Origin of the sequence: Massilia sp. LXY-6 (genome assembly GCF_051233485.1) — a bacterium.
Taxonomy (GTDB): domain Bacteria; phylum Pseudomonadota; class Gammaproteobacteria; order Burkholderiales; family Burkholderiaceae_D; genus Telluria.
On record NZ_JBKFGF010000029.1, the window covers coordinates 43070 to 56242 of the forward strand.

The 13173-nt window shown below is 67.5% G+C and carries 10 protein-coding genes; 5 read left to right on the forward strand and 5 right to left on the reverse strand.

Translation table 11 applies throughout. The features are described from left to right. Positions 1-9: 9 nt before the first annotated feature. Together ACI48D_RS14465 and ACI48D_RS14470 are read right to left on the reverse strand one after the other, a co-directional pair. A complete protein-coding gene (locus tag ACI48D_RS14465; RefSeq protein WP_435571935.1) occupies positions 10-837 on the reverse strand; it encodes an alpha/beta fold hydrolase in 828 nt (275 codons plus the stop codon). A 1-nt stretch (position 838) separates the two neighbouring features. Further along, positions 839-2149, reverse strand: coding sequence for an O-acetylhomoserine aminocarboxypropyltransferase (locus ACI48D_RS14470; RefSeq protein WP_435571936.1), 1311 nt, complete (start codon positions 2147-2149; stop codon positions 839-841). A gap of 220 nt (positions 2150-2369) precedes the next feature. Here ACI48D_RS14470 and ACI48D_RS14475 point away from each other — a divergent pair, with 220 nt between their 5' ends. Continuing rightward, the gene (locus ACI48D_RS14475; protein ID WP_435571937.1) at positions 2370-2822 is read left to right on the forward strand and encodes a CBS domain-containing protein; all 453 of its coding nucleotides are present in this window, start codon (positions 2370-2372) and stop codon (positions 2820-2822) included. Between the two features lie 70 nt (positions 2823-2892). On the opposite strand, the gene ACI48D_RS14480 is transcribed toward ACI48D_RS14475, so the two are convergent. Beyond that, a complete protein-coding gene (locus tag ACI48D_RS14480; RefSeq protein WP_435571938.1) occupies positions 2893-5163 on the reverse strand; it encodes a putative bifunctional diguanylate cyclase/phosphodiesterase in 2271 nt (756 codons plus the stop codon). A gap of 176 nt (positions 5164-5339) precedes the next feature. On the opposite strand from ACI48D_RS14480, the gene aroC reads away from it, so the two are divergent. Further along, positions 5340-6431, forward strand: a complete 1092-nt coding sequence (gene aroC, locus ACI48D_RS14485; protein WP_435571939.1) for a chorismate synthase — start codon at positions 5340-5342, stop codon at positions 6429-6431. A gap of 34 nt (positions 6432-6465) precedes the next feature. Here aroC and ACI48D_RS14490 read toward each other — a convergent pair whose 3' ends face one another. Next, positions 6466-7959 (reverse strand): HDOD domain-containing protein, encoded by a 1494-nt coding sequence (locus ACI48D_RS14490; protein WP_435571940.1) that lies wholly within the window; start codon positions 7957-7959, stop codon positions 6466-6468. After that, positions 7956-9707, reverse strand: coding sequence for a putative bifunctional diguanylate cyclase/phosphodiesterase (locus tag ACI48D_RS14495; RefSeq protein WP_435571941.1), 1752 nt, complete (start codon positions 9705-9707; stop codon positions 7956-7958). Before ACI48D_RS14495 ends, ACI48D_RS14490 begins: the two co-directional genes overlap by 4 nt. Before the next feature lie 344 nt (positions 9708-10051). On the opposite strand from ACI48D_RS14495, the gene ACI48D_RS14500 reads away from it, so the two are divergent. The 3 genes from ACI48D_RS14500 to ACI48D_RS14510 all read left to right on the forward strand — a co-directional run bounded on the left by ACI48D_RS14500 (position 10052) and on the right by ACI48D_RS14510 (position 12896). Then, positions 10052-11767, forward strand: coding sequence for an isovaleryl-CoA dehydrogenase (locus tag ACI48D_RS14500; protein ID WP_435571942.1), 1716 nt, complete (start codon positions 10052-10054; stop codon positions 11765-11767). 75 nt (positions 11768-11842) lie between these two features. Further along, the gene (gene upp / locus ACI48D_RS14505; protein WP_435571943.1) at positions 11843-12493 is read left to right on the forward strand and encodes a uracil phosphoribosyltransferase; all 651 of its coding nucleotides are present in this window, start codon (positions 11843-11845) and stop codon (positions 12491-12493) included. Between the two features lie 28 nt (positions 12494-12521). Next, positions 12522-12896, forward strand: coding sequence for an Hpt domain-containing protein (locus ACI48D_RS14510; RefSeq protein WP_435571944.1), 375 nt, complete (start codon positions 12522-12524; stop codon positions 12894-12896). Positions 12897-13173: the final 277 nt, after the last annotated feature.

Below are 13173 nucleotides of genomic sequence, written 5' to 3' on the forward strand. Positions count from 1 at the left end.
CGCCTTGTCCTAGTGTCGGGCGCAGGTGCCGGCGAACGCGACCAGCGCGTCGAGCACCGCGTCGGGCTGCTCGGCCATCATCGCGTGGCCGGCATCCATGGTGACGATTCTGCCATGCTTGAGCGCCGCCGTCAGCGCCTGCGCGGAACGCGGCGGCGTCATCACGTCGCGCGCGCCCAGCACGAACAGCACCGGGCAGGCGACGCCGGCGGCCGCTTCGCCGCCGTTGGCGTAGGCGTTGCAGGCGGAGAAATCGGTGTGGAACAGCTGGGCCGGATTGCGTTCGGCCATGCGCTGCATCAGGCGGCGCACCATCCCCGCCGCCCAGAAGCCCGGCGCCGGGCTCGCCGGCCTCGGCATCGGTAGCGAGTGCGACCAGATGTCGACCATGTCGATCGCTTCCTGTAGCGCGTCCTTCGAGGCCGCGAGCAGGGTGTCGGATACCTTCATCGGCCAGGTCGTGCCGAGCAGGGCCAGGCCCGCCACCCGCTCCGGCGCGCGGTGCGCGGCTTCCAGCGCGATGAGCGAGCCCATGCTGTGGCCGGCCAGCAGGGCCCGGCGGCTGCCCGCCGCGTCCAGCAGGGCCAGCAGCCAGTCGGCCATCGCCTCGACCGTAGTGAGCGCCGTGCCGCCGCTACGGCCATGGCCGGGCAGGTCGGGCGCCAGCACATTGTACCCATGATGGGCGAAATAGCGGCTCTGCAAGGCCCACACCGAGTGGTCGTTCTGGGCGCCGTGCAGGAACACGATGGTGGGCCGGGCCGCATCGAAGTCTTTGCCGCCGGGCTGGTTCCCCGTATAGCAGTAGGCCGGGGCGCCGTTCACGTCGAGGATCATCTCAGGCTCCCTTCTGGGCCAGCTTCAGGCCGCGCGCCAGGTCTTCGATCAGGTCGTCGGGATCCTCCAGGCCGACGGACAGGCGGATCATGCCTTCGCCGACGCCGGCCGCCGCCAGCTGCTCGGCCGGGACCCGCAAGTGCGTGGTCGAGGCGGGATGGATGGCGAGCGATTTGGCGTCGCCGACCTCGGCCAGGTGCGAGAACAGGCGCAAAGCGTCGACGAAACGCTTGCCGGCCGCGCGTCCGCCGCGCAGGTGGAAGGAGAACACGCCGCCGCAGCCGCGCGGCAGCAGGGTCTTCGCCAGTGCGTAGTCGGGGTGGGATTCCAGTTCCGGCCACAGCACCGACTCCACCGCGGGGTGGCGCCCCAGGAACTCGACCAGCTTGCGCGCGTTCGCCACGTGGCGTTCCATGCGCAGGCCCAGGGTTTCGATGCCCTGCAGGATGGCGAAGGCGTTGTGCGGGCTCATCGCCGCGCCGAAGTCGCGCAGGCCCTCGTGGCGCGCGCGCAGGGCGAAGGCGCCGACGGTGGATTCTTCGGCGAACACCATGCCGTGGAAGCCGTCGTCGGGTTCGCACAGCTCGGCGAAGCGGCCGCTACGGGCGTGGGCGCGCTCCCAGTCGAAGCCGCCGCCGTCGACCAGCAGTCCGCCGATTGCGGTACCGTGCCCGCACAGGAATTTGGTGGCCGAGTGGAACACCAGGTCGGCCCCATGATCGAAGGGCTTCACCAGCCACGGCGTGGTGAGCGTGGAGTCGACCATTAGCGGCAGGTCGTGCTCGTGGGCGAGTTCGGCCACGCGCGGGATGTCGAGCAGGTCCAGGCCCGGATTGCCGACGGTCTCGGCAAACAGGACTTTGGTTTCGGGCCGGATCGCGGCGCGCCAGGCGTCGGGGTCGCGCGGATCGACGAAGCTGGTCTCGATCCCGAAGCGCTTCAGGGTATGGGCCAGCAGCGTGTGCGAGCCGCCGTACAGGGCGCGCGAGGCGACGATGTGGCTGCCGGCGCCGGCGATGGTCGCCAGGCCCAGGTGCAGCGCGGCCTGGCCGCTGGCGGTGGCGATGCCGCCCACGCCGCCTTCGAGCGCGGCGATGCGCTCCTCGAGCACGGCATTGGTGGGGTTCGAGATGCGCGAATCGACGTGGCCGGCGCGCTCCATGTTGAACAGCGAGGCCGCGTGGTCGGTATCGCGGAACGCGAACGAGGACGTGAAATACACCGGCGTGGCGCGCGCGCCGGTGGCCGGGTCGGGGCTGGCGCCGGCGTGCAGGGAGAGGGTGTCGAAGCCGGGATACCTGGGTCCGTTCATGATCGCTTCATCCATCGTGGTTGTGTAGACAAGTGGGATCCTACCATCAGGCAAGGGCGTAACGACAGCAGTTTGTTGGCGCGCAAGTCTGGCTTTTTTGAGAGGCATAGGCTAGAGTCGGCATTATGTGTTAAACAAGGTCTCAGAACCTCCAAATCCAGTGTCCAGTTCTCTCGTTCCCAGCGCTCCCGTACCACGTACCCACGACATGGTGACCACTATGAAAGTATCTGAAATCCTGCAGGTGAAGGGCGATATCCTCTACACGGTGTCTCCGGACACGCCGCTGGGCGACGCGGCCGCGACGATGGCGGAGCGCGATATCGGTTCGCTGGTGGTGATGGAATACGGCGACTTGGTCGGCATGCTGACCTTCCGCGAAGTGATCCAGGCCGTGAATACCTACGGCAGCGTGGCCGCCGCCGGCAACGTGCGCAAGCACATGGACGACAGCCCGATCACGGTCACCCCGGACACCGAAGTCAACGAGGTGCGCCGCATCATGCTGGAAAAGCATGCGCGCTACCTGCCGGTGATGAACGCCCGCACCCTGCTGGGCGTGATCTCGTTCTACGACGTGGCCAAGGCGGTGCTGGAAGCGCAGAGTTTCGAGAACCGCATGCTGAAGGCGTATATCCGGGACTGGCCGGCTGAGCAAGCCGCCGAGGACTGAGGCTTCCGCGTGGGCGCCTGGTGCCTACGCCGGCCGCGCCCACCCTGTGTAACTGCGCGGCAACGGCGGTTCAGGCGGCGCGGGTGAGAGCGTCCGCCCCCAGCCACGCCAGCAAAGCTTCCGGCGCCAGCGGCCGCGAGAACAGGAAGCCCTGCGCCAGCGGGCAGCCGAGCGCCTGCAGGATCTGCGCCTGGCGCTCGTCTTCCACGCCTTCGGCGACGATCGACAGGCCCAGGCTGCGTCCCAGCTCGATCACCATCTCGGCAATGCTGCTGCCGCGCGCCGAGCCCGTGATCTCGGTGACGAAGGCGCGGTCGATCTTCAGGCGGTCGACCTGCAGGCGCTGCAGGTAGGACAGCGACGAGAAGCCGGTGCCGAAGTCGTCGATCGCGATCGAGACGCCGGTGCGCTTGATCGCCGCCAGGCGCTCGATCAGCAGGTCCGGCTCTTCCATCGCCATCGATTCCGTGATCTCCAGTTCGACCCGCTCCGGCGGTGCGCCGGTGTCCGCCAGGGCGCGGCGCAGCATGTCGAGGAAGCCCGGATGGCGGAACTGCACCTGCGAGACGTTGACCGACATCGTGAACTCCAGGTAGCCGGCGGCGCGCAGGCGCATCAGTTCCGCGCAGGCCTGGCGCAGCACCCATTCGCCGATCTCGATGATCAGGCCCGAATATTCCGCGATCGGGATAAAGCGGTCCGGGGGGACCAGGCGCCCGTCCTCGGTGCGCCAGCGCAGCAGCGCTTCGGCGCCGAACGGGCGATGCGCGCCCAGTTCGACCTGCGGCTGGTAGGCCAGGAACAGTTCGCCGCGCGCGAAGCCGCTGCGCAGCGCGTGCATCAGGCGCACCCGTTCGCGGATCTCGACGCCCATCCCGCGCGAAAAATAGAAGTGGCCGCCGCGCTGCCGGCTCTTGGCGCGCTTGAGGGCGATGTCGGCGTCCTTCAGGGCGTCGGCGCCGCTGCCGTCGTGTTCGAGCAGGCGCACCAGGCCGAGGGTGCTGGAGACCTGCAGGTCCTGGCCCTCGATCGAGAACGGCGCCGCGAACAGCGCGCGGATCGCTTCCGGATCGACCTCGGCGGTCTCGCCCAGCACGCAGAAGATGTCGCTGCCGATGCGCGCCAGCTGCAGGCGCGGATGGAGCAGGGCGCGCAGGCGCTGCGCGACCGCGACCAGCAGGGTGTCGCCGAACTGGTGGCCGAGGGCATCGTTGATTTCGGCGAAGTGGTCGAGGTCGACCAGGCACAGCACCTCGTCGAGGCGGGCGTCGCCCTGGGCCAGGCCGGCGTCGATCAGCTCGACCAGGCGGGTGCGGTTCGGCAGGCCGGTCAGCGGGTCGTAGAAGGCGGCGCGCTGCAGGTCGGTCAGCAGGGCGACGTTGTCGAGGCCGACCGCGATGTTCGAGGCGAACAGTTCGAGCAGGCCGCGGCGCAGCGGGTCGAGTGGCCGCTCGAGTTCGATCCAGGCGGCGAAGTCGCAATGGGCCTTGCCGCCGAAGTACAGGGTCAGGTGGCGCTCGCCGAACAGGTGGCGCCTTTCCGATAGCGTCTGCCGGATCGCGGCGGCGGCGCCGTCGCCGGTCGAGGCCAGCATGCCGGTCGGCGCCAGCGCCGCGCAGGCGCCGCCGGCGGCCAGCACCTGCCAGGCCACGGCCTGCATGCCGCCCAGGCAGGAGCACATCAGGCCGGACGCCGGCTGGCCGATCAGGCGGGCCGCTTCGCGCAGGATGCCGTCGGCCATCCCGGATATCGAGCGCAGTGCCATCAGCTCGGTGTTGGCACGCACCACCTCGGCCAGGCCCCGGCGGCTGGCTTCCAGCGCGCGGATCTGTTCGTAGGCGCGGATCGCCGAGGCCACCGTGGTGTACAGCTTGGTGCGCGTGAGTTCGGACTTGGTGCGGTAGTCGTTGATGTCGTAGCCGCGGATGGCATCCACCTCGGGCGCGTAGCCGGGCTGGCCGGTGCGCAGGATGATGCGCAGGTCGTGCAGCCGCAGGGTCTCGCGGATGTGCCGCACCAGGTGCAGGCCGGCGTCCGCTTCCTCCATCACGACGTCGAGCAGGACCACCGCGATGTCGCCTTCGCGGTCCAGCAGGGCCCTGGCCTGGGCGGCCGAGTGGGCGTGCAGGAACTCGAGACTGCGGCCGTGCACTTCGAGGCTGCCGAGCGCAAACGTGGTCGTCGAATGGACGTCGGCGTCGTCGTCGACGATCAATACCCGCCATGCGCCGCCGCGCTGGCCGGCACCTTCATCCGCGCCGCCGGGGGCTGCCGGCGCCTCGTCGACGAAGACCAGTTCGTCGTCCTGCGCGGGGCCCGTGGGCGTCGTCGGTGCGGGCATTGCTGTGTCTCCAGTTTGCTCGGATGAATAAAACCCAGTATATCTGAGTTGCCGATTGGACAGGAAAAAAATTCTTTATGGCAACATTGAATGCGTTGTTCCGGGGCCGCTGCCCACCGAAGGCGCGCGCCTGCTGGTAGAATCGTCTATTCCGTTTACTCGACTTGCACGCATCCATGTCCGGCAATACATTTGGCAAGCTGTTTTCCGTCACCACTTTCGGCGAATCCCATGGCCCGGCCATCGGCTGCGTCATCGATGGCTGCCCGCCAGGGCTGGCCTTGTCCGAGGCTGATATCCAGCCTGAGCTGGACCGCCGCAAGCCCGGCACCTCGCGCCACGTGACCCAGCGCCAGGAAGCCGACCGTGTGCAGATCCTGTCCGGTGTTTACGAAGGCGTCACCACCGGCACCCCGATCGCGCTGCTGATCCCGAACGAAGACCAGCGCAGCAAGGATTACGGCAACATCGCCGATACCTTCCGTCCCGGCCACGCCGACTACACCTACTGGCACAAGTACGGCGTGCGCGACCCGCGCGGCGGCGGCCGTTCCTCGGCACGCCTGACCGCCCCGGTGGTCGGCGCCGGCGCGATCGCCAAGAAATGGCTGCGCGCGCATTACGGCACCGAATTCATGGGTTGCATGTCCCAGCTCGGCGACATTCCGGTGCCCTTCCAGTCGTGGGAGCACGTGCATGCGAATCCCTTCTTCGCCGCGACTTCCGACGCCGACCTGATCGCCCGCATGGAAACCGCGATGGACGAGCTGCGCCGCGCCGGCGACTCGATCGGCGCGCGCATCGACGTGGTGGCGAAGAACGTGCCGGTAGGCCTGGGCCAGCCGATCTACGACAAGCTCGACGCCGACATTGCCTACGCCATGATGGGGATTAATGCGGTGAAGGGCGTGGAGATCGGCGCCGGCTTCGATTCCGTCGCCCAGAAGGGCTCCGAGCATGGCGACGAGCTGACCCCGCAAGGCTTCGTCGGCAACAACGCCGGCGGCGTGCTGGGCGGGATCTCGACCGGCCAGGACATCACGGTGTCGATCGCGATCAAGCCGACCTCGTCGATCCGCATCCCGCGCCGTTCGATCGACAAGGACGGCAATCCCGCCACCGTCGAAACCTTCGGCCGCCACGACCCCTGCGTCGGCATCCGCGCCACGCCGATCGCCGAAGCCATGCTGGCGCTGGTGCTGATCGACCATGCACTGATGCATCGGGCACAGTGCGGGGATGTGCGGGTGAGGACGCCGCGGATCTAAGAGGCTTGGTCCCCCGCCTGCGCGGGGGCGACGGTCATGCGCGCGCCGCCACCGCTTCCAGCTGCTGCCTGCGCTCGACCGAGCGCACCACCAGCGCGCGCATGTCGTTCAGCAGCGAGAACTCGGTCTGGCTCAGGTACACCGACGGGAAGCGGTCGTCCCAGTCGCCGTAGATGAAGCCGACCGGCTCGCCGTGCGTGCACAGCGGGATGATCACGAAGCAGCGCGCCGAGCCGAGCGTGCCTTTCCACCAGCCCGGCAGCTTGCTGGCGAATTTCGGGTCGCGCGCGTTCTCGATGAAGATCACGCGGTCGCTGCCGAGGGCGGCGAAGAACACGTTCGGTTCGTAGGCGTCGTCGAACACCAGGTTCGGCTGCAGGTTCTTGGCGCCGTCACCCAGGCCGATCTTGGCGCTGTACTTGCCGTCGCGGCGGCTGCGCAGGAAGCCGAAAGCGCGCGTGAACGACAGCCCGTGGTAGGCGGTCTCGATCGCCATCGACATCATCTGGCCCGGAGTGGCGCCGGCGACGGCGTCGCGCATCTCGGCCACGCCGCCGATCAGGATCTTGTTGCCGGCGTCGCGCATGCGGGTCGCGGCGGCGGCGCGCGCCCGCTTCTCGGGTGGATTCGCCAGCGGCGCGATCGACAGGTCGGCGGCCGCTTCGACCCTGGCCTGCTCGATGGCGCCGACGATGTGGTCCGCCTCGATGCCCAGCAGCGGCGCGAAGCTGGAGGCCAGCTGCGCGACCTGCTCGGCCGCATTCTCGTCGCCATGCCACAGCGATTCGGCGCACTGCGAGGACATGGTGCCCAGCGCCGCCAGCCAGTCGTCGTGGCCGAAGGCCTCGCCGCGTTCGCCCGGTTCGACCCGGCGCATGCCGGCGATCAGGTTGCGCGGCAGGCCCCAGTGCTCGGCGGTGGCGCGCCCCACCTGCTCGAGGGTCAGGCCGAGCTGGTCGAGCGCGGCGGCGTCCTCGCAGTGTTCGGCGGCGGCCGGTTGCAGCAGCGCCCAGCGCTCCGGCAGGTAGAAGGTCACCATCATCCGGCCCAGCGAATGCAGGATCGAGCAGACCACCGCTTCCTCGGGATCGCGGATGTCGGCCTTGGACGCGACCTGCTGGGCCACCATCCCTGCCAGCACCGCCTTTTCCATCTCGATGTGGGCCTGCAGCGAGTCCGGCGTGGACTTGCTCAGTTCCTCGATCAGCTTCAGGCCCAAGGCCAGGTGCCCGATCGCCTCGGTGCCCAGCACCAGCACGGCCTTCGACACGGTGTTGATGCGCTGGCCGAAGGCCGAGTACATGCCGCTGTTCGCCAGCCGCAGGACCTTCTGGGTCAGCACGGGGTCGGACAGCACGGTCTGGGTCATCGAGAAGTCGCGCTCGTCCTCGCCGCGCATCGAGGCCAGGATGGCGTTGATGGCGCGTGTGAAGCCGGGCATGTCGCCGCGCCTGCGGATCCGTTCCCACAACAGGGCAAGGGTGGCGTCGGCTTTCGGCGAGCGCTCGGTGTGAAGTGTCTGGTTCATGATTTGCCCGCCCGCAGGTCGTCCGGCAGCAGCTCGGTGTACAAGTCTTCCTTCAGCGCGGCCAGCGCCACGTGCGCCGACATCGGCTTGCCGGTCAGGTAGCCCTGCACGTAGTCGCAGCCGCGCGATTCCACGTAGGTGAGTTGTTCTTCGGTCTCGACGCCTTCCGCCACCACCGACAGGTCGAGGTGCTTGGCCAGGTCGAGCACGGCGTTGCAGATCGCCGCATCCTTGGCGGAGCCGGGCAGGTCCTTGATGAAGGCGCGGTCGATCTTCAGTACGGAAATCGGGAAACGCTTCAGGTAGGCCAGCGAGGAATAGCCGGTGCCGAAATCGTCGATGGCGATGCGGGCGCGGCGCTCGGCCATCTTGCCGAGGATGCTTTCGGCGTGCGCCGGATCGACCATCAGGGTGCCCTCGGTGATCTCGAGCACCAGCTTGTCGCCGGGGGTGCCGGAGAAGGCCAGGGCATCGTCCAGCACCGACAGGAAACGGTCGTTGCGGAACTGGCGCGGGCTGATGTTGACCGAGATGTAGAGGTCGCGCCGGGCCACGTCCTCGAACTGGCGCAGCTGCACCAGCGCCGACTTCAGCGCCCAGGCGCCCAGCATGTTGATCAGGCCGTTCGTCTCGGCGATCGGGATGAAGCGCACCGGCGGCACCATGCCGAGGGTAGGGTGCTTCCAGCGCATCAGGGTCTCGAAGCCTTCGATGCGGCGCGTGCGGCTGCTCACGATCGGCTGGTAGTACAGCATGAACTCGCCTTCGCGCACCGCCTGGAACATCGCCGCCTCGAGCGAGATATCGTGCTGCGCCGGGCCGGCGGCGGCACCCGGCTTGCGGGTGCTGTAGACCATTGCGCGGGCGCCGCCGGTTTCCTTGGCGCGGCCCATCGCGCTGTCGGCCAGCGCCACCAGGCGCACCTCGTCCTCGGCATGCTCGGGATAGACCGCGACCCCGATCGAGGCGCCCAGGTAGACGGTGTGGGTGTCGATCTCGAACGGTGACTGCAGGGCGGCCAGCAGGCGTCCGGTGACAAGCTTGACCTGGTCTTCGTTGAAGGTGCCCGGCAGGACCGCGACGAATTCGTCGCCGCCGACGCGGGCCAGGGTGTCGCTGTCGCGCAGGGTCTTGCGCAGCCGGCCCGCGGCCATGCGCAGTACGGCGTCGCCGACCGGGTGGCCGAGGCCGTCGTTGACCTTCTTGAAGCCGTCCAGGCCGATGGTCGCCACCGAAAAGCCCTGGCCGGAACGGCGCGCGTTGGCGATCACCATGCGGATGCGGTCGGACAGCAGCAGGCGGTTCGGCAGCTCGGTGAGGGCGTCGTGGGTCGCCATGTGGCGCAGGCGCTGCTCGGTGGCGCGCTGGGCCGACATGTCGCGCCCGATCGCCAGCAGCTCCGGGCCACCGTCGAGGAGGCTGACGCGCAGCTCGAACCAGGTATCCTTGTCGGCGGCGCGGAACCTGGCTTCGATCAGCACCGGCTCGGCGCGCGCGGTGGCGTCGACGATGGCGTTGCGCAGCGCGGGCTGGTCGATGTCGAGGGCAAGGGCCGGCAGGGGGGTGCCGCGCAGTTCGCCCGGGCTGGGCAGCAGGCGCAGGGTGCGCTGGCTGACGTGGCGGATCAGGCCGGACGGGTCGATCCGGAACGCGATGTCGCCGACCGCTTCCATGAGCGCATCCAGTGCGTGGCCCGGCGTCGCATGGCGCGGATCCTCGTTCGCTGCTGCTGGTGAACCGGGGCGCATTATTAAAATAGTTGCTTTCTTATCTTGGCCGGAACCAGGGATTCCGATGGAACCGTACGAGTGTACCAAATCATCGGGCAATGTATCACCGAAAGATTCTTTGAAGCATTAAAAAACACAAGCCAGCCCCGTGTTTAGTCGCCCCTTGACGCCCCGCAGCTCTCCTTTAAAACAGGCCGTGCTTGCCCGGCATAAGGCTTTAAGCTAGCCTTGTTGCCTTGTCGATAACCCAATGCGGCCGCCGAGCCGAGGCATTGTCGCCGATATAGTGCAAATAGGAAACATTTCCTTCCATTGGGCGACGCTTAAGTGCAACACTCGACCGCCAACCAGGAGACGCGGGCATGAACCGATTCGATACGCACGAGGTATTCAACCAGGCGGCGCCGTTCGGCGACGTCAACCTGTTCCGCTGCGATCCCGCGCTGCGCGCGGGGCTGGAGCGCGAAGGCGCCGGCTGGGCCGCCGGGATGCTGGATGCGCTCGGCGCGCAGCTCGGGACCAGCGAAGTGCTGGACCTGGCGCGCCTGGCCAACGAGTTCACGCCGCGCCTGGTCAACTTCGACCGCGCGGGCCGCCGCATCGACGAGGTCGAGTTCCATCCAGCCTGGCATCGCCTGATGACCCTCTTGATCGAAAACGGCGCGCACTCGCTGCCGTGGGAGGGGGGCGAGGGCCGGCGGCGGCCCGGCGCCCAGGTTGCGCGCGCCGCCGCCTACCTGATGTTCGGCCAGGTCGAGAACGGCTCCCAATGCCCGGTCACGATGACCTATGCCTCGGTGCCGGCGCTGCGCCAGAACCCCGCGCTCGCCGCGCGCTGGCTGCCGAAGATCCTGTCGCGCGATTACGACCCGCGTTCGCTGCCGGTCTCGGAAAAGCGCGGCGCCCTGGTCGGCATGGGCATGACGGAAAAGCAGGGCGGCACCGACGTGCGCGCCAATACCACGCACGCCGCGCCGCTCGATCCGGCGCAGGCCAAGGCGCGCTTCGGCGAGGAAGGCGAGGGCGCATTCGTGATCGTGGGGCACAAATGGTTTTTCTCGGCGCCGCAGTGCGACGCCCACCTGGTGCTGGCCCAGACCGATACCGAGGGCAGTGCAGGCCTCAGCTGCTTCTTCGTACCCAGGTTCCTGCCGGACGGCAGCCGCAACGCGATCCGCGTGCAGCGCCTGAAGAACAAGCTGGGCAACCGCTCGAACGCCTCGTCCGAGGTCGAGTTCTGCGACGCCGTCGGCTGGCTGATCGGGAAGGAGGGGCGCGGCATCCCGACCATCCTCGAAATGGGCAGCCATACCCGGCTCGACTGCGTGATCGGGACCGCCGGCATCATGCGCGCCGCCCTGTGCCACGCGCTGCACCATGCGCGCGGGCGCAGCGCCTTCGGCCGCCCGCTGGCCGAGCAGCCGCTGATGCAGAACGTGCTGGCCGACCTGGCATTGGAATCGGAAGCCGCGACCGCATTCGCGCTGCGGCTTGCGCGCTGTTACGACGAGCAGGACGATCCCGTGCAGGTGCTGCTGGGTCGCATCCTGACCCCGGCCGGCAAGTACTGGCTGTGCAAGCGCGGACCGGCTTTCGGCGGCGAGGCGATGGAAGTCATGGGGGGCAACGGCTATGTCGAGGACAGCCCGCTGGCGCGCCTGTACCGCGAGTTTCCTGTCAACTCGATCTGGGAAGGTTCCGGCAACGTGATGTGCCTGGACGTGCTGCGCGCCTTCGGCAAGGCGCCCGAGGCACGCGCCGCGCTGGCGCAGGAGCTGGGCCTGGCGGCCGGGATCGATGCCCGCTTCGACGCCTGGTGCGCGCAGCTGCTGGACGAGCTCGGCGCAGGGGCAGGTTCGGCGGCCACTTCCGAATTCGGCGCGCGGCGCCTGGCCGAGCGGCTGGTGGTCGGGGTCCAGGCCGGATTGCTGCTGCGGCATGCGCCGGGTGTCGTGTCCGACGCCTTCGTGGCGTCGCGCATTGCCGTCGAGGTCGGCGGCGCATTCGGCCGGCTGCCGGACGGGGTCGACGCCGCCGCGATCCTGGCGCGCGCCCTGGAAATTTCTTCAACAAGGTAGGGACAAATAATCCTGCGGCTGGGATAATGCTGCTCTTTCAGCTACGGCTGGCCGCATTTATATAGAGTTCCGACAATGAAACAAGATCCGCGTTTCCCCAGCCTGTTCATCCTGAACCATCCCCTGATCCAGCACAAGCTGTCGCACATGCGCGACCGCGGCACCTCGACGCGGACCTTCCGCGAGCTGCTCAGGGAGATCACCTTGCTGATGGGTTACGAAATCACGCGCGACCTGCCGCTGACGACCCGCGAGATCGAAACCCCGCTGATGACGATCGACGCCCCGGTCATCGCCGGCAAGAAGCTGGCCATCGTCCCGATCCTGCGCGCCGGCGTCGGCATGAGCGACGGCCTGCTCGAACTGGTGCCGTCGGCCCGGGTCGGCCACATCGGCGTGTTCCGCGATCCGGCAACCCACCAGCCGGTCGAATACCTGGTGCGCCTGCCGGACACCAACGAGCGCACCTTCATCCTGTGCGACCCGATGGTGGCGACCGGCAACTCGGCGGTCTACGCCGTCGACGTGCTGAAGAAGCGCGGCGTGCCGGACGACCAGATCATCTTCCTGGCCCTGGTGGCGGCGCCGGAAGGCGTGGAGGTGTTCCACAAGGCGCACCCGAACGTCAAGCTGTACGTCGCCTCGCTGGACAGCCACCTGAACGAGCACGCCTACATCATCCCGGGTCTGGGCGATGCCGGCGACCGCATCTTCGGCACCAAATAATCGTATGCAGGCGGGCAACGAACAGAAAATGAACGGCGCGGTCGATGCGGAATTCTTCGAACGCCTGGCTGAATTCAACGACAAGTTCGCGGTAGCCTTGCCGCAGACGCTCGGACGGGTGTCGGCAGCGCGCAACGCTTTCGATACGAAGCAGCCGCAGACCGAACTGATCCGCGAATTGCACGCCGTCCTGCACACGCTGGCAGGATCGGCCGCCACCTTCGGTTTTCGCATCCTCGGCCAACAGGCGCGCAACATCGAACAGCGCCTGCGGGTCCTGATGACCTTCGACGCCGTCGCTCCCGGGGAATGGGATGCCTGGCTGGCCGAGCTGGATGGTTTCGTGGCCTGGGCCCTGCACGATCCGAAGCTTGCCTATCCTACTGAAGAATCCGTCAAGTAGATTCCGGACAAAAAGACTGTCCGGGAGTCGTTTGATTTAGAACAAACTTGCTAGATGTCGATGACCTATATTTTGCGTACTGCCGACGCGAATAAGGCCCGTAAAAGTTGATGTTTGGAATTATTACGGGTTTTGTGTTTTTATTTCGCGAAAACCGTGTATTTTTTGGTTTATTCGGTATAATTAGGGATCGTTGGATTCGAGGTAGCAGTGCAGTTAGTCTGTCATTTGTTTCTTGCTTCTTCAAACGATCGTAAACGGACGAAAGTCCACTTCA